Below are 20482 nucleotides of genomic sequence, written 5' to 3'. Positions count from 1 at the left end.
AGCGTCTGAGCCACCGGAACAGGCCGGCGGTGATCAGGGGAGACTACTGCGGTGGAGCGGCGCGAAGTGCCGGGGGACGTCGTCATGACCAGGATCGGCCAGGCGGTCATGCTGCTCCACGCGGGGGACAGGGAGGAGGCCCGCAAGCGGTTCGGGATCATCTGGTCCGAGATCGGTGAGAGCGGTGACGCCCTGCACCGCTGCACCCTAGCCCACTACATGGCGGGCACCCAGGACGACCCCGGTGACGGGCTGGCCTGGGACCTGCGGGCACTGACGGCCGCGGAGGGCCTGACCGGGACGACGGCCACGGACCGGGACGCCGAGCAGGAGGACGCCGCTCACGAGGACACCGACGAGCACCGGGACGTGACCGCCGTGCGGGCCCTCGTCCCGTCGCTCCATCTGCATCTGGCGGGCAGCTATCTGAAGCTGCAGCGCTTCGAGGCGGCCAGGATCCACCTCGACCGGGCCTGGGACGCGGTCGCCGTACTGGGCGACGACGGCTACGGCGGCGGGGTGCGGGCCGCCATCGGGCGTATGGAGCAGCGCATGCGGGGGAGCGGGGCCGGGGACTGAGCGGGCCGGTCGCTTCGCAGCGGCCGGGTCTTCCGGTCACTCGCCGGTGGCGCCGTCGATCCGTTCCCGTACGAGGTCGGCGTGGCCGTTGTGGCGCGCGTACTCCTCGATCATGTGCGTGTAGATCCAGCGGAGCGTGAAGGGCTTGCCCGCCTTTCCCACGCCGGCGGACAGTCCGTCGAGTCCGAGCTTCGCGGCGTTCGCCCGGGCGGCCTCGATCTCCGTCTCCCAGGTGGTCCTGGCCTCCTCCCAGGTGTCCTCCTCGGTCACGTGGAACTCCCCGTCCGGGTCCTCTTCCGTCCCGTAGATCGGTGGCAGTTCCTCGCCGGCCAGCACCTCGCGGAACCAGCCGCGTTCGTTCTCGGCCAGGTGCCTCACGAGCCCGAGCAGGGTGAACTCCGACGGGGGCACGGACGCCTCGCGCAACTGGGAGTCGGTGAGGCCCGCGCACTTCATGGCCAGGGTCGCGCGGTGGTAGTCCAGCCAACCCTCCAGCATCGTGCGTTCGGCGGCGTCGAGGGCGGGCGCGGAGCGTTCGTGTGTCGTCATGGGGGCCATCGTCCCGCATCGGTGATCATCGCGGCCCGGCATTTCCAGCGGTGCCGGTGCCGAGTACGCCCCGCAACAGCCCGGCGCACCCGACGACGGCCCGGGCCTCGTCCTGCGGACCCTCGACGGGATCCGCGACCGGCGGCCCCCGCCGCGCACGTATGCTGCCGGAACCGGGGAAGGGCGGAGTACGCGACCGTGACAGGGCCCTGGTCAAGGCGACAGGGAGAGCTTCGTGAAGGTCGGATGCATCGGACTCGGCGACATCGCGCAGAAGGCGTATCTGCCGGTACTGACGACCCTGCCCGGCGTCGAACTGCATCTGCAGACCCGCACCCCGGCCACCCTCACGGCGATGGCCGGGGCACACCGGATCCCCGCGGCGCAGTGCCACGAGGACCTCGGCTCGCTCCTGGCCCAGGGGCTCGACGCCGCCTTCGTGCACGCGCCGACCGCCGTGCACGCGGAGATCGTCGGCCGGCTGCTCGAAGCGGGCGTCCCCACCTACGTCGACAAGCCGCTCGCCTACGAACTCGCCGACTCCGAGCGGCTGGTGGACCTCGCCGAGGAACGCGGGGTCTCGCTCGCCGTCGGGTTCAACCGACGGCTCGCCCCGTCGTACGCGCAGTGCGCCGAGCACCCGCGCGAGCTGATCCTCCTGCAGAAGAACCGGGTGGGGCTGCCCGAGGACCCGCGCACCATGGTGCTCGACGACTTCATCCATGTCGTCGACACCCTGCGCTTCCTGGTTCCCGGACCGGTCTCCAACGTCGTGGTGCGGGCGCGGACCGTCGAGGGCCTCATGCACCATGTGGTGCTTCAGCTGTCCGGCGACGGATTCACCGCGATCGGCATGATGAACCGGCTCAACGGATCGACGGAGGAGATCCTCGAGGTCTCCGGGCAGGACTCCAAGAGGCAGGTCCTCAACCTCGCTGACGTCGTCGACCACAAGGGACAGCCCACCCTGCGGCGACGCGGCGACTGGGTGCCCGTGGCCCGCCAGCGCGGGATCGAGCAGAGCGTCGTGTCCTTCCTGGACGCGGTGCGGTCCGGGGAACTCCTCAGTGCCCGGGACGCCCTGGAGACCCACCGGCTGTGCGAGCGGGTCGTCCTGGACGCCTCGGAGCAGGCGTCCTGAGGGACCGCAGACCCAGAGCGCCGAAGAAGACGGCCAGCACGGCCAGGGCGCCGTAGACGGGCCAGGCGCCCAGCCGGACGAACAGCGTGGTGCCCCGGGCGAGCGGGACGTCGTACACGGCGGCCTCGCTCGCGCCGGTGCCCAGCACCGGGCCCACCCGTTCGCCCAGCGGGCCGTACACCGCGCTCACGCCGGTGAGCGTCGCGTGCGCCATCGGGCGTCCTGTCTCCGCCGCCCTCAGCGCCCCGAGCGAGGCGTGCTGTGCGGGGGCCCAGCTGTGCTGGAACGTCGAGGTGGAGGACTGGGCGACCAGAAGCTGGGACCCGTCCCTCGCCAGCTGCCGGCTCATGTCGGGGAACGCCGACTCGAAGCACACCAGCGGGCCCACCCTCAGTCCGTCCGGCAGGTCCATCACCACCGGACCGCTGCCCCGCAGCCGGTCCTCGCCCGCCGCTTTGCCCACCGAGGTCGCCCAGCCCAGCAACGCGCGGGCAGGGACGTACTCACCGAACGGCACCAGGCGCATCTTGTCGTAGCGGTCCCCGGTCGGCCCCTGCGGGCCCACCAGCACCGCCGACTTGAAGATCCCCGTCCGGCCGGGGGAGTCCGTGCGCCGGGCGTCCATGTTGACCAGGACATCGGCCCCCACCAGACGCGACAGCGCCGCGACACGGTCCGCTGTCCCGGGGCTCCGGGACAGATCGACGCCCACACTGCTCTCCCCCCACACCACCAGGTCCACGTCCCGGCCAGCGAGCCCCCGGGTGAGTTCCTCGCTGCGGGTGAAGCGGCGCTCGACACTGCCGGGGCCCTCGACCACGCCCGGCTGCACGACGGCGACGCGGACGGAGCCGGACTCCTCCGGCCGTGGCGCCCAGATCACCGTCGCCCCCACACCGACCGCGACGGCCGCCAGGCACGCGGTCGCTGCCCTGCGGGCCGCCGGTACTGCCAACAGCAGCGCCAGCGTGGTGTTCACGGCCACGACCCCCAGACTGACCAGCCACACACCCCCCACCGAGGCGACGCGCAGCGCCGGTGCCACCTCCCACTGGCTGGCCCCCAGCAGACCCCAGGGCCCGCCGAGTCCCTCCCAGGAGCGGACCAGTTCGATCATGAGCCACCCGGAGGGCACCACGGCCACGGCGGCCACCGAACGGCGCACCGACGGCGATCCGCCGAGCAGCCGGGCCACCAGCACGCCCCAGGGGGCCCAGAGCAGCCCCAGCAGAGCGGCGAGCACCACGATGAACACATGGAGACTCGGCATGAGCCAGTGGTGCACGGCGAGCATGAAGCCCATGCCGCCGAGCCATCCGTCGGCCGCCGCCCGCCGTGCCGTACCCGCCGAGCGGATCAGCAGCAGCCACGGCACCAGGGCGACATAGGCGAACCACCAGAGCGAGGGCGCGGGAAACGCCAGGGCCGGCAGGGCGCCGGAGCACAGGGCGACGGCGCCGCGGCCGGTACGCGAACGCAGCAGCCGCTCGTACCGCCGTGCGCCGCCCTCGTCCGCTCGCTCGGCCGGAAGCCGCCCGACCCGCATCGGCATGCCTCTCCTCCTCGCAGTTCCGGTGCCTGATCCCAGTGTGGTGCAGAAGATCAGCAGGGCACAGGGGGCGTGCCGCCGCCACCGGGCCGCACCCCCTCCGCCGGACCGGGGTGTACCGGCGTGCGGTGAACGACCTCAGCAGGGAACGACGGCCACCGGCCCGAGTGCGTGCGTCACCGTCGTCTGGGCGACGGGCGAGAGGCCGAGTCCCAGGGACTCACCGCCCCTGCGCCGTCCGACCACGGTCAGTGCCGCGGTGGCCGACGCCGTGACGAGGGTGCGCGACGCGGATCCCCGGACGGGCTCGCGCACGACCTCCACCTCCGGGTACTTCTCGCTCCTGCCCGCGGTGAGTTCGGCGAGCGCCCGCTCCGCCGTCTCCGCCGCCGCCTCGCTGTCGAACACCGGGCCGCCGGACAGCATGGACGAGAACATCGTCCATCCGTGTACGAGCCGCAGCCGTGCGCCCGGTCTGGCGGCGGCGGCCTCGAAGGCGAAGTCCAGGACCGCTCCGCTGCTCTCGTCCGCCGCCACCCCCGCGACGACGTCGGGGAACGTGCCCGGCTGCTCCGCGCCGTTCTCGTCCGTGCGGCCGGTGTGGACGACGACGACCGGGCACCGCGCCATCGAGGCGGTGGCCAGGCTGTCGGATCCGGTCATCAGGGAGCGGAAGCCGCCCAGACCGCGGGATCCGACGACCACCAGCGAGGCGTCGCGGCTGAGCGAGACCAGCGCCGCCGAGGGGAAGTCCAGCGGGGTCAGCGTCGAGGTGGGCAGCTCGGGGGCGATCCCGGAGACCCGCAGCACGGCCCGCGCGAGCAGCTCCTCGGCCTCCCGCAGTCCCCGCTCCTCCTCCGCGCGCGGGGTGTGCGGCCGGACGTGCACGATCAGCAGCGGCAGACCGCCGCGCTCCGCCTCCTCGACCGCCCAGTCGAGGGCCTCCCAGCTGTGCGCCGAGCCGTCCACGGCTGCGATCACGGGAAGGGCGTCGGTGCTCATGCGGGCCTCCAGGACCGTCGGAGTACTCCCGGGCGCGGCCATGATCGCCCGAACTGCGATTATGACCCGACGGTGCGCCGGTGTGGTCGGCCGGGCCTCACCGGCGTCCGCGGACGCCTGTGCAGGAGACGTAACCACGGCTGTTCGTCCGGTGTGACACCCGGGAAACGGACGTTTCGTACGGTCGCGACATCAGTGTTCCCCAGGAAAGGCCGTTCATGACCGTGGCGCATCCCCAGCCGGACACCCCCGCCCAGGTGCGGACGGTCTGCTCGTACTGCGGGGTCGGCTGCGGGATGGTCCTCGACATCGGCAGGGGTCCCGACGGGCGCCGTACGGTCCTGAAGGCCACGGGTGACAAGGCGCACCCCGCGAACAGTGGACGGCTCTGCACGAAAGGGGCGACGAGCGCCGGCATGCTCGCCGCCCCCGGCCGGCTGACGGCCCCTCTGGTGCGGACGGACCGCAGCCAGGAGCCCGCACCCATGCCCATGGAACGGGCGGTCAAGGAGACCGCGCGCCGGCTCCGCGCGATCGTGGACGAGCACGGGCCCGACGCACTCGCCCTCTACGTCTCCGGCCAGATGACGCTGGAGGCGCAGTACCTCGCCAACAAGCTGGCCAAGGGCTTCGTCCGCACGAGTTGGATCGAGTCCAACTCCCGGCTCTGCATGGCCGGTGCGGGCAGCGGCTACAAACTGTCCCTGGGCGCCGACGGCCCGCCCGGCTCGTACGAGGACTTCGAGCACGCCGACACGTTCCTCGTGACCGGTTCGAACATGGCGGACTGCCACCCCGTCCTCTTCCTCCGCCTCCTGGAGCGGGTGAAGGCCGGCGCGAAACTCATCGTGGTCGACCCGCGCCGCAACGCCACCGCCGACAAGGCCGACCTGTTCCTCCAGATACGCCCGGGCACGGACCTGGCCCTGCTCAACGGCCTCCTGCACCTCCTCGTCGAGAACGGCCACACCGACCCCGGGTTCATCGCCGAGCACACCGAGGGCTGGGAGGCCATGCCCGGCTTCCTCCGGGACTACCCGCCCGCGACCGTCTCGGAGATCACCGGCATCCCCGAGGCGGACATCCGCCTCGCCGCACGCTGGATCGGCGAGGCGGGCGAGTGGATGAGCTGCTGGACCATGGGGCTCAACCAGAGCACCCACGGCACCTGGAACACGAACGCCCTGATCAACCTGCACCTGGCCACCGGAGCCATCTGCCGCCCGGGCAGCGGCCCCTTCTCCCTCACCGGCCAGCCCAACGCCATGGGCGGCCGCGAGATGGGCTACATGGGCCCCGGGCTCCCGGGCCAGCGCGTGCTGCAGTCCGACGACGACCGCGCCCACGCCGAGGAGCTCTGGGACCTCGGGCCGGGGACCCTGCGCACGGACGCGGCGGGCGCGGGAACCGTCGACATGTTCCGGCAGATGTCCGAGGGCAGGATCAAGGCCTGCTGGATCATCTGCACCAACCCCGTGGCATCCGTGGCCAACCGCCGGACCGTCATCGAGGGACTCGAAGCGGCGGAGTTCGTCGTCACCCAGGACGTGTTCGCCGACACCGAGACCAACGCGTACGCCGACGTCGCCCTGCCCGCCGCGCTGTGGGGCGAGGCCGAGGGCGTCATGATCAACTCGGAGCGCAACCTCACCCTGGCCACGCAGGCCGCCGACCCGCCGGGTGAGGCCTGGCCGGACTGGCGGATCATCGCGCGGATCGCCTGTGAGATGGGGTACGAGGAGGCCTTCGGCTACGCCGACGCCGAGGAGGTCTTCGAGGAGATCAGGCGGGCCCACAACCCGAGGACCGGATACGACCTGCGCGGAGTCACCTACGAGCGGCTCCGCCGCACCCCCGTCCAGTGGCCCAGCGCCGCTGTGGACGGCCCCGACCGCAACCCGGTCCGCTACCTCAACGACGGCGTAAGCCAGACCCTGACCGTACGCCCCGACGGGAGCGTCCCCCGGCTGGCCTTCCCCACGGCGAGCGGCCGGGCCGTGTTCTTCGGCCGCCCGCACATGCCCCCGGCCGAGATGCCCGACGACGACTTCCCCTTCGTCCTCAACACGGGCCGCCTCCAGCACCAGTGGCACACCCTGACGAAGACGGGGAAGGTGGCCAAGCTCAACAGGCTCGACCCCGGCCCCTTCGTGGAGATCAACCCGCGGGACGCGGCCGCCCTGTCGATCGCGGAGGGCGACCCGGTCGAGGTCGCCTCACGGCGCGGCCGGGCGGTGCTGCCGGCCGTCGTCACCGACCGGGTGCGGCCGGGGGACTGCTTCGCGCCGTTCCACTGGAACGATCTCTTCGGGGAGTACCTCAGCGTCAACGCGGTCACCAACGACGCCGTCGACCCGGTGTCCCTCCAGCCCGAGTTCAAGGTCTGCGCCGTGACACTCGTGAAGGTCGCGGCCGTCGTACCGGCCGCCGCCCCCGTGCCCGTGGAGACCACGGTCCCGGCCGCCCCGGCCGCGCCCGTCGCCGCCCTCGCCGGGGTGCTGGGGATCGCGGACACGGCACCGCCCGTCCTGGCCGAACACGAGCGGCGCTACCTGTCGGGTTTCCTCGCGGGACTCGGGAGCCGGCCCACCGGCACGCCCGTACTGCCGGCCGGCGCGCCGTTCGAACCGGACCACGCCCTGTGGGTCGACGGCGTGCTGGCCGGCATGTTCTCCCGTGCGCCCGGCGACGCGGCCCACGGCCCGGACCCCCTGCCGAAGGCCGCCGGCGCCGACGCCGCGTCCGGCCGCCAGGTGGTGGTGCTCTGGGCGTCGCAGACCGGGAACGCCGAGGAGGTCGCGGCGGCTGCGGCCCGGCGACTGGCCGCCGAAGGGCGGCCGGCCACCCTCCTCGGGATGGACGAAAGCCCGCTGGAGAGCCTCCCGCGCACGGCCGATCTGCTCGTCGTCACCAGCACCTTCGGGGACGGCGACGCCCCTGACAACGGCTCCGGGTTCTGGAAGTCGCTCAACGCCCCCGACACGCCCAGGCTGGACGGTGTGCGCTATGCCGTACTCGCCCTTGGGGACTCCTCGTACGACGACTTCTGCGGGCACGGACGACGGATCGACGAACGCTTCGGCGAACTGGGCGCCGTCCGGCTCGTCCCCCGGACGGACTGCGAACCGGACTACGAGGAGCCGGCCGGGCAGTGGCTCGACGAGGTGTCCGCCGCACTGGGCGCCCCGCCCGGCCCCGGTCCGTCCGTCGCCGCTCCGCCGCCCGCCGTGCCCTCCGGCACGGGACGCTCCCCCCGCTCCGCGACGACCGGGCGGCTCGTCGGCAACAAACTGCTCAGCCTTACCGGCGCCACCAAGGAGGTGCGCCGGTTCACCTTCGACACGCGGGACAGCGCCGTCCCGCTCACGTACGAGGCCGGCGACGCGCTCGGCGTGGAAGCGCGCAACTGCCCGGCGCTCGTGGCGGAATGGCTCGCCGTGACCGGCCTGGACCCCGAGGGGCCCGTCGACGTGTCCGGGGCGGGGACCGTCCCCCTCGGTGAGGCACTCCACCGGCACCTGGACATCGCCCGGATCACTCCCGGACTGCTTCGCCTGGTCGCCGAGCGCACCCACGACCGCACCCTCAAGAAGCTGCTCCGCCCCGACAACAAGGGCGAACTCGCCCAGTACACCTGGGGCCGGCAGGCCGTCGACGTCATCGCCGAGCACTCCGCCCGCGCCACCGCGGCCGAGTGGGCCGGGGCGCTGACGCGCCTGCGGCCGAGGCTCTACTCCATATCCTCCAGTCCGCTCACCGACCCGGGCCTGGTGGATCTCACCGTCTCCGTCGTCCGGTACGAGAACCGGCACGGGGCCGTCCGCAAGGGGGTGGCCTCCACCTTCCTCGCCGACGCGGAGGCGGGCACCCCCGTCCCCGTCCTCGTCCAGCGCGCCCCGCACTTCCGTCCGCCGGCCGACCCGGCCACCCCCATGGTCATGGTCGGCCCGGGCACGGGAGTGGCCCCGTTCGTCGGATTCCTCGACGAACGGCGTGCCCTCGGCCACCGGGCGGCGAACTGGCTGTTCTTCGGCGAGCAGCGCAGCGCCACCGACTTCTACTACCGCGAGGAACTCGACTCCCTGCGCCGCGACGGCACCCTGACCCGGCTGGACACGGCCTTCTCCCGCGACCAGCGCGCCAAGATCTACGTCCAGGACCGGATGCGGGAGCACGGGGCCCAGCTGTGGTCCTGGCTCCAGGAAGGCGCCCACTTCTACGTCTGCGGCGACGCCTCCCGGATGGCCAAGGACGTGGACCGGGCCCTGCGGGACATCGCCGTGGCCCACGGCGGACTCCAGGAGGACGCTGCCACCGCCTATGTCGAGCAGCTCGCGGCGGACAAACGGTACGCCCGTGACGTCTACTGAGCCCGGCCTCCCGCTCCGGCCCCCACGTCACCGGTGAAACGACTGACTCCCGGACCAGGGGGTCCGGGAGTCAGGGGGGCCGGGAGGCGGGGGAGCAGCGTCCTTCTCAGCCTGCGGACTCACCCGCGTGGGGGCTCAGCACACCGGCACCGATCAGGACGAACAGCAGGATGCCCAGGAGCACGCGGTAGATGACGAACGGCATGAAGCTCTTCGTCGTGATGAACTTCATGAACCACGCGATGACCGCGTAGCCGACCGCGAACGCGATGACCGTCGCGAAGATCGTCGGCCCCCAGGAGACGTGTCCCTCGCCCGCGTCCTTCAGCTCGAACACGCCTGACGCGAGTACGGCGGGGATGGCCAGGAGGAAGGAGTAGCGGGCCGCCGCCTCACGGGTGTACCCCATGAGCAGACCACCGCTGATGGTGGCACCGGAGCGCGAGACACCCGGGACCAGCGCCATCGCCTGGCAGAAGCCGAAGATCAGACCGTCCTTGACGCCCAGTTCCTTCAGCGACTTGCGCTCCTTGATCGCCCGGTGCTTCCCGCCGGTCTCGTCGCGGGCCGCGAGCCGGTCCGCGATGCCGAGCACGATGCCCAGCACGATCAGGGTCGTCGCGATCAGGCGCAGGTCGCGGAACGGCCCCTCGATCTGGTCCTTGAAGGCCAGGCCGAGGACCCCGATCGGAAGGGAACCGATGATGACCAGCCAGCCCATCTGGGCGTCGTGGTCGCTGCGCATCGCGGAATTCGTCAGCGACCGGAACCAGGCTGAGACGATCCGGGCGATGTCCTTGCGGAAGTAGATGAGGACCGCGGCCTCGGTGCCGATCTGGGTGATCGCGGTGAAAGCGGCCCCCGGGTCGTGCCAGCCCGCGAAGGCCGCGGTCAGCCGCAGGTGCGCGCTGGAGGAGATCGGCAGGAACTCGGTCAGTCCCTGAACGAGGCCCAGGACGAATGATTCGAACCAGCTCATGGGGCTTAGGCCATCCCGGAGGTACTCAAGCAACGGCCGACGGACGCGAAGGCCGTCGGCAACGTGCGGATGCGGTCAGAAAGGGAGACGGGACGCCATGGCCCCGGACATCCTCTGTCGGTTGCGGGCAGCGTATCGCCTGCGGGTGAACAGACTGCCGCCTGCCCCGGGCTAGGCCGCGCCGCCCGCCTCCGGGCGGGCGGTCTCCGTACCGGCCAGCCGGTGCCTTCGGCGCCAGGCCACCAGGGCGGCGCCCGCGCCGGACAGCACGATGAAGCCCATCGCCGCCAGGAACACCGGCGAGGTCGGCGAGGAGGCCGAGCTCCCCGCGATGACGTAGGCCGCCGTGTTCGGGATGGAGCCGAGCCCGGTGGCCAGCAGGAACGGCGGGTAGCCCATGCGGGAGGTCGCCGCGCAGTAGTTCGCCGCGGCGAAGGGCACCCCGGGGAAGAGCCGCAGCGCCAGCATGGACCGGAACCCGTGCCGGCTCAGCAGTCCGTCCGCGGCCTTCAGGTACTTGCCGCGCAGCAGCGTCCGGAGCGCGTCCTGGCCCAGCACCCTGCCGAGCAGGAAGGACACACCGGCGCCCAGGACGGTGCCGGCCAGCGCCGCCGCGAGTCCGGCCTGGGTACCGAACAGCGCCCCGGCGGCCAGATTGAGCAGCGGACGCGGCACGAAGGCCACGGTGCACACGCCGTACGCGAGACCGAACAGCATCGCCGCTGCTGTTCCCGTGAGTTGAGGTGGCCAGCCGGAGGCCAGCAGCCGCTGTGGTTCGAACAGCAGCATGGTGACGGCGGCGGCCAGCAGGACCGCCACGAGCAGGGAGAACCGGGACCAGGGGGAGAGCAGCGCCCTCGTACAGCGCACTGCGAGGCCACCGGAGGGCCGTGTTGCGGGGACGGGGTCGAACATCTGGGGAGCGTAACCGAAATGAGTGTGTGATCGTCGTAATGCGGGGGCGGGCGGGCGGACGACGGGTCACTTGGCCTCCGACGGTCGGACGCCGGGCAAGTGGTGACGCGGGGCGGCTCACCTTGATGCTCTGATCGGACCGGCTCCCGCGGATCAAGGGGCTCTCAGCAGGTCCCGGAGTCCGCCGACCAGGGCGTGGATGTCACGTTCCACCGGCGCCTCGGCAGGGGCGGCGGCCGAGAACGTGCCCTCCGCCTGCGCGCGGCAGCGACGGCAGAGGCCGTCGGGGAGTGCTTCCGGCTTTCCGGGGGCGCCGCCTTCGGTGCGGGCTCCGAGCTCCGAGGCGACCCACGCATCACGGCGGTACTCAGAACGCCTGCACGTACACCCGGGCCCTGTCCGCGTCCAGTTCAAGCACGTGAATCTCGATCCACTGGACCTCGCTCCGGCGGCTGTCCCCCACGCAGGGCGGGCAGACCCCGGCCCAGCGGACGCCCTTCTCGCTCTGCGGCTCGGCGAGGCCGAGGTGTCCGAAGAGCTCCGTGGGGGACGGGAGATCCTGGTTTCTGGCGCGCAGGGGCTTCTCGGGACGCAGATCCTCCGCCACTCGTACGGCGGTCTTCTCGTCGGTCACGAAGGAGAGCAGGTAGATGTCCTCCTGCGGATTGATCTGCACGGCGCCCTTCACCTCTGTCGCGCTCTCGGGCACCGCCACCTTCATGAACGCCGATGCCTCCGGGGCGCCCATGTCCTCTCCCCAGTGTGAGGCGCGCCCGTCCGTCGTCCGGTGCTCATCCTCACCGGCACTCGAACAGGAGGTGAGCAGCAGGGCGGCCCCGAGGGCCGCGAGCAGCCGTGGCCGCAGGGCAGATCGTTCGTTCACCGGTTCTCCTCGTCGCCGCGCGAGACGTCCCCGCGGGACCCTTCGCGCCCAGGGTCCGCCGGTGTCACCCCGGGGGCTGAGCCACTGTTCAGATCCTGGGTGTAGGTGCTGCTGCTGCCGCGCATGTCGAATTCCTGGGCGAAGCCCACTTTGTGCAGGCGCCCCATGTCGTCGTCGGGAATGGTGACACCACCGGGGAACGTCGTCGATTTTCCGGAGTCCCAGTTGTACCGGTCCCACACGTTGACCTGGTAGTCGAGCGAGACCTGTGGCTTGCCGCCGTCGCCCGGACTGACGGTGACCATGCCCGAGACGTTCTGCTGGTGCGACCCGACCGCGTGGAACCATTCGTCTTCCCCGAAGGTCCGCCCGATCGCCTGGCTCTCCACGGGAACGACGACCGTCCTGTCGCCGCCGGCCTTCTCGAACTCGTCGAGGGCTTTCTGACGCCACGCTTCCTGGTTCTCGGTGATGTGAAGCGTGCCGACGTCGGTCCGGAACCCGGAATCGTCGTGCAGGATGCGGTCGACGTCGAGGTCGAGCGGCTCGCCGGTGCCACTGAGGTAGTGCTGCATGTTGCGGGATGCCGCGACCTCTCCTGTCACATCGCCGCCTGCGGCGATCGACTGAGCCTGCGTCAGGACCCAGAGGTCGTGAGCGGTGGGATCCTCCGTGTCGAATGCTCCCGAGCCGGCGTCGGCCGGTCTCCACTCGTACAGCGGGGCCATGATCCCTGCTGCTTGAAGGTCGTTGCCGCGCTCCCGCAGCAGGATGCCGCGGGTCACCGGATCGAGATCACGCCACCACTCCGCCACGGCGGCCCTCCCCTTCGGCATGTCGGCGGCCTTGCCGGCCTCCTCCAGGGAGGGATAAGGGCTCTTCACAGGGCTTCTGTTGAAGCCGTTCATGGTCCCGTCCATGACGTCGGAGTCGACCACGGCGGCTGCGAGGGCGAGCTTGATGCCGTCGTCGGCGTCAGTGACCGCCTGGACCGCTCGGTCGAGGAGTTCACCCCACCGGGTCACCTGTGCGCGAACGCTTTCCTGGTAGCCGGGGTCATGCACGTACGCACTGCGTGCACTCTGGCTGAGCTGTTCGGTATCGAACGAAACGACGCCTTGGTCGGAGACGCGCATGCCGTGCTTGATCGCGTCGGTGCGCACGGTGCTCACCCTGCCGCGGAGGGCGGCGAGCTGGGTGTGTGAATCCCGCAGGATGGACGCGATCGCCTTGGCCTCCTCCTGAGCCCCCTGTAGCTCCTTGAGTGTCACGGTGAACCTGTAGTTCGCGGCATCGGCGCTCTGGCCGACCCATGACGGTCCGAGTGAGACGCCATGGACATCCCGTTCGTACTGCTCCTCGATCGTCTTGAACTTGCCCGCCATCTCGACCCACTTGTCGGCGGCGTCGGTGAGTTTGGACAGGTCGCTGCTCATCACTTCGTGATAGGTCGGCACGCATCCCCCGGGGCGGTCGGTCGGCTGGTCAGTAGTCGTCGATCGGGGACGGCGGACCCAGTTGCGAGCCGATGCCGATGTCGTAGTTCCGGAAGTCGATGCCCGTCTTGCTCAGGGCGTGCTTTTCCGACGCCAGTCGACCCAGCAGCGCCTTGACCTGCTGCTCCCACGTCCGGTGCGCCTTCTTCAACGCAGCGGACGTGTCCCAGCCGTATCCGTCCCTGGCACCGAGCTCCTTGACCACCGCTTTCACGCTCTCGGCGGCGTGCTTGCCGTCCCTCTCGACGTCGGGTTCCAGATCATCGTTGATGGCCTTTGCCGCCGCCTGCTTCTTCTCAGGGCTCGAGGCGAGATCCGGGGCGCTGCCGCCCCCTGCCGCCGGGGCGAGCTGGTTCAGTCGCATCGAGTCCGTGCGCTGGGCGGCCACATCGTCCTTGATCTGCTTCCACTCGTCCCAGGTCATGGGATCCCCCGTCAGTGTGATCACTTGTGACAAACATACGGAGGTCGGTGCGTCGGCCGACAGCCGGAGCCTGGCCAAAGGTTCGAGATGGGTTGGCTGATGTGTCAAGGAGTTCGTGGCCGCGGCGCCGTTCCCGCGACGGACTCGTCGTGACGGGGAACGGCCGCGCGAGCCGCCTCCTCACGGACGACGCCGACCGCACGGCCTTCAGCGCCACCGAACTGCTCTCCGGTGAGGGGCCTCCTTCGGGCTCAGCCGCCGCGTGGCGATTCCGCCACTCGGGCCGGGCAGAACCGCGCGAAAACCATTCGACGCCGCCCCGCCGCTCCGCCATGATCAGGGCATGTTCCGGTACGCCTTCCTCGCAGCGCAGTCCGCAGTCGCGGACGCGCCGAAGGCTGCCGTGAGCCCCGCGACCGCACTCGCGGCAGCAGCACCCGACGCAGCGTTCACCGCTGCCGCGGCGCCCTTCGGCGGCGCCCGAAGCTGACCCTCCCCCGACAGTCCGGCGGACCCCGTAAGGGGAGGGTCGGCGGGGCCCTGGGGTCTTCTCTCTCAGCTTCGAACACCAAGGACGAGCCATGCCCAAGACGGCATACGTGCGCACCAAGCCGCACCTCAACATCGGCACCATGGGCCACGTCGACCACGGCAAGACCACCCTCACCGCCGCCATCACCAAGGTGCTCAGCGACCGCGGAACCGGCACCTTCGTGCCGTTCGACCGGATCGACCGGGCGCCCGAGGAGGCGCAGCGCGGCATCACCATCAACATCGCGCACGTCGAGTACGAGACCGACACCAGGCACTACGCCCACGTCGACATGCCCGGACACGCCGACTACATCAAGAACATGGTCACCGGAGCGGCGCAGCTCGACGGGGCGATCCTCGTCGTCTCGGCACTCGACGGCATCATGCCGCAGACCGCGGAGCACGTCCTGCTGGCCCGTCAGGTCGGCGTCGACCACATCGTCGTCGCCCTGAACAAGGCCGACGCAGGTGACCCCGAGCTCACCGACCTGGTCGAGCTGGAGGTCCGCGAACTGCTCTCCGCGCACGGATACGGCGGGGACACCGTGCCCGTCGTACGGGTGTCGGGGCTCGGCGCGCTCCAGGGCGACCCACGCTGGACCGCGTCCATCGAGGGGCTGCTGGACGCCGTCGACACGTACGTGCCGATGCCGGTGCGCTACACCGACGCGCCGTTCCTCCTGTCCGTGGAGAACGTCCTCACCATCACGGGCCGCGGCACCGTGGTCACCGGAGCCGTGGAGCGTGGGACGGTACGCGTCGGGGACCGTGTCTCGGTGCTCGGCGCGGAGGTGGAGACCGTCGTCACCGGTCTGGAGACCTTCGGCAAGCCGATGGAGTCCGCGGAGGCCGGTGACAACGTCGCCCTGCTGCTGCGCGGGGTCGAGCGTGACCGCGTCCGCCGCGGTCACGTGGTCGCGGCGCCGGGCAGTGTGACCCCCAGCCGGCGTTTCACCGCGCAGGTGTACGTCCTGTCGGCCCGGGAAGGGGGCCGGACCACACCGGTCACCACCGGGTACCGGCCGCAGTTCTACATCCGGACGGCGGACGTCGTCGGGGACGTCGACCTCGGCGAGGCCGCGGTCGCGCGGCCCGGCGACACGGTCACCATGACCGTCGAGCTCGGCCGGGACGTCCCGCTGGAGTCCGGCCTCGGCTTCGCGATCCGCGAGGGCGGCCGCACGGTCGGCGCCGGCACCGTCACCGGTCTGCTCTGACGGACCGGCGCGGCCCGCCTCCCCGACCCCGGGGGAGCGGGCCGCGCCACCTGCGGCAGACTGGGAGCCATGGCAGACACAGCTCTCGTCCTGGGTGCCGGAGGCGTCACCGGCACCGCCTGGGAAAGCGGCATCCTGCACGGCCTCGCCAAGGCGGGTGTCGACCTCTCGACCGCCGATCTGATCGTCGGGAGCTCCGCCGGTGCCGTCGTCGGGGCACAGCTCGCCTTCGGGCCCGCCGGTGTCGACGATCTCTACGAGCGCCAGCTCGCCGCCCCGGAGAGCGCGGACGGGCCGGTGGGACGCCTCGGCCCCGTCACCGTGCTGCGCTACGCGAGAGCGGTGCTCTCCTCCCGCACGCCGGACGACTACGGCCGCAGACTGGGCGCCCTGGCCCGCGACAGCCGGCCCGTGGCGACCGCGGACGAACGGCGGGAGATGATCGCGAGCCTGCTCCCGTCGTCCGAATGGCCCGAGGGGAACCTGCTGGTCACCGCCGTGGACGCCGTCACCGGCGCGCTGCACACCTTCGACCGGACGGGCACGGTCGCGCTCGCCGACGCCGTCACCGCCAGTTGCGCGGTCCCCGTGGTCTGGCCCGTGGCCAGCGCCGGAGGCCGGAACTGGATCGACGGTGGAGTGCATTCGCCCGCCAACGTCCAGCTCGCCTCCGGCTACGGACGTGTCGTCGTGATCGCGCCCACCGCCACCGGGAACAAGGTGATCGCCTCGCCCCGCGCACAGGCCGCCCTGCTGGAGGCCGAGGGCGCCCGGGTCGAGCTCATCACCCCGGACGCGGGCGCACGGAAGGCCATCGGGCGCAATCCCCTGGACCCCGCCCGCCGCGCCGCCGCGGCCAGGGCGGGCCTCGCCCAGTCCGCGGCCCACACCGAGGCGGTCGCGGCGGTGTGGAACGGCTGACCCGGCGGGGAGAGCGCCAGGGGCCCGTCACAATGGGGGAGTGAACGAGCCGATACCCGTCATCCGCGACACCGACCACGGCACCGCCCGACTGCTGCCCGACGTCGACCGGGACCGGGCCTGGCTGCTCACGGTCGACGGCTCACCCCAGTCGTACGTCGACCTCGACGAGCCGGAACATCTCGAATTCGAGTACGTACGACGGCTCGGCCACGTCGTGGACCGGGCCGCGGCACCGGGGGCGCCGCTGGACGCGGTCCACCTCGGCGGCGGCGCACTCACGCTGCCCCGCTACGTCGCCGCGACCCGTCCCGGCTCACGGCAGGACGTGGCCGAGGCGGATCGCGGGCTCGCCGAACTGGTCCGCGATCACCTGCCGTTGCCCGACGGGGCCGATGTCACCGTGCACGGCGCCGACGCCCGGGCCTGGATCGAGAAGGCGCCGGAAGGATCCGCCGACCTCCTGATCGCCGACGTGTTCGGCGGCTCACGGGTCCCGGCGCACCTCACCTCGGTCGAGTACGCGCGGGCCGCCGGACGGGTCCTGCGCGGTGACGGCGTCTACGCGGCCAACCTGGCCGACGGTGCTCCCTTCGGCTTCCTCCGGTCGCAACTGGCCAACTTCGCAGCGGTGTTCGAGGACATCGCGCTGATCGCCGAACCGGCCGTCCTGCGCGGCCGGCGCTTCGGCAACGCCGTGCTGCTCGCCTCGCACGCTCCCCTGGACGTCCCGCCGCTCACCAGGCTCTGTGCCGCCGACGTGTTCCCCGCCCGGGTCGAGCACGGTGCGGCGCTTCGCCGGTTCGTCGGCGGAGCGAAGACGGTACGGGACAGCGAGGCCGTGGGCTCACCCGAGCCCCCGGACGGGGCTTTCGGCGTCGGGTGAGGCGCCGCCCTGCTCCGGCACGCTGATCTTCGCCACGGTGCTGCGGCGCGTCAGATTCCGTACGTCGGGAACGAGCAGGACGCCCGCGGTCACCACCACGATCAGGGCGGCACAGCCCCACAGGGCCTCGCTGCGGCCGACGAGCGTCTCCACGGGACCGGCCGCCGCCGTGGCGAGGGGCACCATCGCGACCGAGCCGAACCAGTCGTACGCCGCGACCCGTGACAGCTTCTCCTCCGGGATCTCCTGGTGGAGGGCGGTCATCCAGGAGACCCCGAACACCTCGATGGCGACCCCGGTCACGAACATCACGGCGCAGAGACCGGCGACCGGCAGCGGGATCGCGAGCCCCGCGGACGGCAGGGCCAGAGGGAACACGCAGAGCGTTCCGGCCAGCAGCAGCCGTCGGGGTTTCCACCGCATCATCAGCAGCGCCCCGCCGAGTGTGCCGACGCCGAAGGCGGCGAGGGCGAAGCCCCAGGGGCGGGCACCGCCGAGCTCGTCCCGTGCCACCAGCGGTCCGTACACCGCCTCGGCGGCCCCCACGACGGCCACGACCACGGAGAACTGCAGGACGACGGCCCAGAGCCAGGGGCGCCCGACGACCTCCTGCCAGCCCTCGCGGAGATCCGCGAGCAGACCGCCGCCCGGCAGCCGCGCGGGAATGTGGCTCACGTCGAGGAACGCCCTGAGCACGCCGGCGACGGCGAACGCCGCCGCGTCGATCGCCAGCACCCAGCCGGGGTCCATGGCCGCGATCATGGCCCCGCCCAGCGCGGCGCCGCCGATGGCCGCGCCGTGCATGGACATCCGGAAGAAGGCGAAGGCGCGGGCGGCCTGCTCACCGTCGACGCTGGACATCAGCATGCCCTCGGCGGCCGGTCCGAAGAAGGCCTGCCCGGTGCCGCAGAGCGCCGTGAGCAGCATCATCTGCCAGAGTTCGGCGCCGCCGGTCAGCACCAGCCAGGCGAACACGGCCTGGGAGACACAGTTCAGCGTGTTGGCCGCCACCATCACCCGGTGACGTGGCAGCCGGTCCGCGACCGCGCCCCCGATCAGCAGGAAGAGGACCAGCGGTGCCGTACGCGCGGCGGCGACCAGCCCGACGTCGCCGCCGTCGCCGCCCGACTGCAGGACCGCGAACGCCGCCGCGATCAGAGCGCCGTTGGTGCCCAGGCTCGTGATGATCGCGGCGGCGGTCAGCAGACCGAAGTTGCGTCCCGCGGGCAGGGAGCGCGGGGCGGAAGAGGGCGCGGCGGAGGCGGAGGTCACCAAGGGACTATCCCCGCACCGGCCCCCTCCCGCCAAATGCGGGGGACCGTCCGCCCCGGCCGACGGCTCAGGACGTGGTTTCCGCGACCTCCACGAGGCGTACCGTGCTGAGGATCTTCTGGATGGTGGCGTCCGGCAGTTCGTCGTCGACGCCGGCGTTCGCGTAGAGGATCCAGGACGAGTAGTCGCCCTTGGCGTTCTTGAAGGAGAACGCGATCGACTTGCCGTCGGTGTCGCACTTGTCCTTGTTGGCCAGCCCGGTGGCGGTGGCCTTGACGACGCTCCCCGACAGACCCGACTTCGTCGTGTACTGCTCGGGCTCGCCGGTCTTCACCTTCTCCTTCGGGTCCTTCTGGGCATAAGCGGCCCAGACCCAGTTGGCCGCCTCGTTCGTGGCCGCCTCGTCGGTGCTCTTCGCACCCTGGGCGCCCTTGGTGCCGACGCCGGCCAGACCGGTGTCCTCCTGCTTGCCGTCCTTGTCCGTGTCGTCGCTGCACCACTTCGTCTTGAGGTACGCGGGAGCGGAGAAGCCGACCGCCGGAGGACCGGTGGGGTCCTTCACGTCCTCGAAGCCGGCGAAGACGCCGGTACCGGAGACCTCCCAGTCGCCGGGCACGTCGAACTGCGTGCCCCACTTGGGGTTGGTCACGACCTTCCAGCCCGGGACCGTGGGCGCGGCGTCCTCGCCGCCCCGCGGGTTCGCCGCCGGTGAGGATGCGGTGTCGGACGGCTTCGCGGTCGGTGACGAGGACTCCTTGCCGTCGGCCACGTCCGAGCCGCCCTTGTCGTCCTTGTTCATGACGACGACGCCGGTGACGACGGCCGTGACGACGACGGCGGTCGCCGCGAGGACGGCGACGATCGTCGTCTTCTTCCTGTCGTCCTTCTGCGGGCCTCCGGGCCCGCCGGGTACGGCGTACTGCGGCATCGTGGGCTGCTGGTAAGGGTTGGGCTGCTGGTATCCCGGCTGGCCCTGCTGCTGGTACCCCGGCTGCTGATAGGGATTCGGCTGTTGGTACCCCGGCTGCTGGTACGGGTTCTGGTCCTGCGGGTTCTGCTCGCCCCCGGGCGGCTGCTGTCCTGGCCACATGGCCAGTAACCATAGAGGGGAGGTGCGTCCGCTGCTACGGGCGCCCCTGCGAGGGGATGGCCAAAGCCTGCTACTGACAAGTAACATCGCGCCCATGAGTACTGAAGAGATGACGGTCGGCGAGATCCTTTCCGCGAGCGTCCCGATGGTCCGGACCCTTGGCATCGAATACCTCGAGACGACCGCGGAGCGTGCCGTCCTCACGCTCCCGGACCGCGCCGAGTACCACAACCACCTGGCCGGACCCCATGCCGGCGCGATGTTCACGCTCGCCGAGTCGGCGAGCGGTGCGATCGTCGTCGCCGCGTTCGGCGACCAGATGGCCCGTGCCGTCCCGCTGCCCGTCACCACGGAGATGGCCTTCAAGAAGGTCGCCATGGGCGATCTCACCGCCACCGCGGTCCTGGGCCGCCCTGCGGCGGAGGTCGTCGCGGAACTGGACGAGGGCAAGCGCCCGGAGTTCCCGGTGAGCGTCGAGATCCGTCGCGCCGACGGCGCCGTCACCAGCGAGATGAGCGTGGTCTGGACACTGCGCCCCAACCGCTGAGCACGGGCCGGCCCCGCGGACCCCGGCCCGAGGGCCGCGCCGACTTCCCCGTCCGTCCGGCCCGGTAGGCTGCCCGCCGTGCACCCCTCGTGGTGCGCGGCGGCAGATTTCTCACGGGAGGACCGGCG

The 20482-nt window shown here is 71.6% G+C and carries 18 protein-coding genes; 8 read left to right on the top strand and 10 right to left on the bottom strand.

Annotation, left to right across the window (positions count from 1 at the left end; translation table 11 throughout):
* Nucleotides 1-51 precede the first annotated feature (51 nt).
* Complete coding sequence (locus tag IA22_RS0128600) at nucleotides 52-579, top strand: hypothetical protein (RefSeq protein WP_014157519.1); 528 nt, start codon at nucleotides 52-54, stop codon at nucleotides 577-579.
* A 36-nt stretch (nucleotides 580-615) separates the two neighbouring features.
* On the opposite strand, the gene IA22_RS0128595 is transcribed toward IA22_RS0128600, so the two are convergent.
* Entirely contained in the window at nucleotides 616-1128 is a 513-nt protein-coding gene (locus tag IA22_RS0128595) for a DinB family protein (RefSeq protein WP_015576274.1), read from the bottom strand.
* Nucleotides 1129-1363: 235 nt separating this feature from the next.
* Here IA22_RS0128595 and IA22_RS0128590 point away from each other — a divergent pair, with 235 nt between their 5' ends.
* Nucleotides 1364-2269 (top strand): Gfo/Idh/MocA family protein, encoded by a 906-nt coding sequence (locus tag IA22_RS0128590; RefSeq protein ID WP_030125265.1) that lies wholly within the window; start codon nucleotides 1364-1366, stop codon nucleotides 2267-2269.
* Here IA22_RS0128590 and lnt read toward each other — a convergent pair.
* Both lnt and IA22_RS0128580 read right to left on the bottom strand, forming a co-directional pair.
* On the bottom strand, nucleotides 2193-3821 hold the full coding sequence (gene lnt, locus IA22_RS0128585) for an apolipoprotein N-acyltransferase (protein WP_030125264.1): 1629 nt from the start codon (nucleotides 3819-3821) through the stop codon (nucleotides 2193-2195). The genes IA22_RS0128590 and lnt overlap by 77 nt on opposite strands.
* Nucleotides 3822-3956: 135 nt before the next feature.
* On the bottom strand, nucleotides 3957-4820 hold the full coding sequence (locus tag IA22_RS0128580; RefSeq protein ID WP_015576271.1) for a universal stress protein: 864 nt from the start codon (nucleotides 4818-4820) through the stop codon (nucleotides 3957-3959).
* Between the two features lie 218 nt (nucleotides 4821-5038).
* On the opposite strand from IA22_RS0128580, the gene IA22_RS0128575 reads away from it, so the two are divergent.
* Entirely contained in the window at nucleotides 5039-9190 is a 4152-nt protein-coding gene (locus IA22_RS0128575; RefSeq protein WP_030125263.1) for a bifunctional nitrate reductase/sulfite reductase flavoprotein subunit alpha, read from the top strand.
* A 106-nt stretch (nucleotides 9191-9296) separates the two neighbouring features.
* Here IA22_RS0128575 and IA22_RS0128570 read toward each other — a convergent pair whose 3' ends face one another.
* The 5 genes from IA22_RS0128570 to IA22_RS0128550 all read right to left on the bottom strand — a co-directional run bounded on the left by IA22_RS0128570 (nucleotide 9297) and on the right by IA22_RS0128550 (nucleotide 13887).
* The gene (locus IA22_RS0128570) at nucleotides 9297-10169 is read right to left on the bottom strand and encodes an undecaprenyl-diphosphate phosphatase (protein WP_014157525.1); all 873 of its coding nucleotides are present in this window, start codon (nucleotides 10167-10169) and stop codon (nucleotides 9297-9299) included.
* 171 nt (nucleotides 10170-10340) lie between these two features.
* Nucleotides 10341-11084, bottom strand: a complete 744-nt coding sequence (locus tag IA22_RS0128565; RefSeq protein ID WP_015576268.1) for a TVP38/TMEM64 family protein — start codon at nucleotides 11082-11084, stop codon at nucleotides 10341-10343.
* 367 nt (nucleotides 11085-11451) lie between these two features.
* A complete protein-coding gene (locus IA22_RS0128560; RefSeq protein WP_014157527.1) occupies nucleotides 11452-11967 on the bottom strand; it encodes a hypothetical protein in 516 nt (171 codons plus the stop codon).
* Complete coding sequence (locus IA22_RS0128555; RefSeq protein ID WP_030125262.1) at nucleotides 11964-13403, bottom strand: hypothetical protein; 1440 nt, start codon at nucleotides 13401-13403, stop codon at nucleotides 11964-11966. Before IA22_RS0128555 ends, IA22_RS0128560 begins: the two co-directional genes overlap by 4 nt.
* 49 nt (nucleotides 13404-13452) lie before the next feature.
* Complete coding sequence (locus IA22_RS0128550) at nucleotides 13453-13887, bottom strand: hypothetical protein (protein ID WP_014157529.1); 435 nt, start codon at nucleotides 13885-13887, stop codon at nucleotides 13453-13455.
* A gap of 343 nt (nucleotides 13888-14230) precedes the next feature.
* On the opposite strand from IA22_RS0128550, the gene IA22_RS37235 reads away from it, so the two are divergent.
* The 4 genes from IA22_RS37235 to IA22_RS0128530 all read left to right on the top strand — a co-directional run bounded on the left by IA22_RS37235 (nucleotide 14231) and on the right by IA22_RS0128530 (nucleotide 17445).
* A complete protein-coding gene (locus IA22_RS37235) occupies nucleotides 14231-14377 on the top strand; it encodes a hypothetical protein (RefSeq protein WP_015576264.1) in 147 nt (48 codons plus the stop codon).
* Nucleotides 14378-14468: 91 nt separating this feature from the next.
* Nucleotides 14469-15638, top strand: a complete 1170-nt coding sequence (gene tuf, locus IA22_RS0128540) for an elongation factor Tu (protein WP_014157530.1) — start codon at nucleotides 14469-14471, stop codon at nucleotides 15636-15638.
* Nucleotides 15639-15707: 69 nt separating this feature from the next.
* Nucleotides 15708-16559 (top strand): patatin-like phospholipase family protein, encoded by an 852-nt coding sequence (locus tag IA22_RS0128535; protein WP_014157531.1) that lies wholly within the window; start codon nucleotides 15708-15710, stop codon nucleotides 16557-16559.
* Nucleotides 16560-16599: 40 nt separating this feature from the next.
* Entirely contained in the window at nucleotides 16600-17445 is an 846-nt protein-coding gene (locus IA22_RS0128530) for a spermidine synthase (RefSeq protein ID WP_030125261.1), read from the top strand.
* Here IA22_RS0128530 and IA22_RS0128525 read toward each other — a convergent pair.
* Complete coding sequence (locus IA22_RS0128525) at nucleotides 17407-18717, bottom strand: MFS transporter (RefSeq protein WP_030125260.1); 1311 nt, start codon at nucleotides 18715-18717, stop codon at nucleotides 17407-17409. The genes IA22_RS0128530 and IA22_RS0128525 overlap by 39 nt on opposite strands.
* 67 nt (nucleotides 18718-18784) lie before the next feature.
* The gene (locus IA22_RS0128520) at nucleotides 18785-19807 is read right to left on the bottom strand and encodes a DUF8017 domain-containing protein (RefSeq protein ID WP_030125259.1); all 1023 of its coding nucleotides are present in this window, start codon (nucleotides 19805-19807) and stop codon (nucleotides 18785-18787) included.
* 109 nt (nucleotides 19808-19916) lie between these two features.
* Between IA22_RS0128520 and IA22_RS0128515 the strand changes: the two genes are divergently transcribed.
* Nucleotides 19917-20354, top strand: coding sequence for a DUF4442 domain-containing protein (locus IA22_RS0128515; RefSeq protein ID WP_014157535.1), 438 nt, complete (start codon nucleotides 19917-19919; stop codon nucleotides 20352-20354).
* Nucleotides 20355-20482: the final 128 nt, after the last annotated feature.

Origin of the sequence: Kitasatospora papulosa (genome assembly GCF_000717245.1) — a bacterium.
GTDB classification, from domain to species: Bacteria; Actinomycetota; Actinomycetes; order Streptomycetales; family Streptomycetaceae; genus Streptomyces; species Streptomyces papulosus.
The sequence above is the reverse complement of the archived record's forward strand: the minus strand, read 5'-3'. Positions and strand labels throughout refer to the sequence as shown.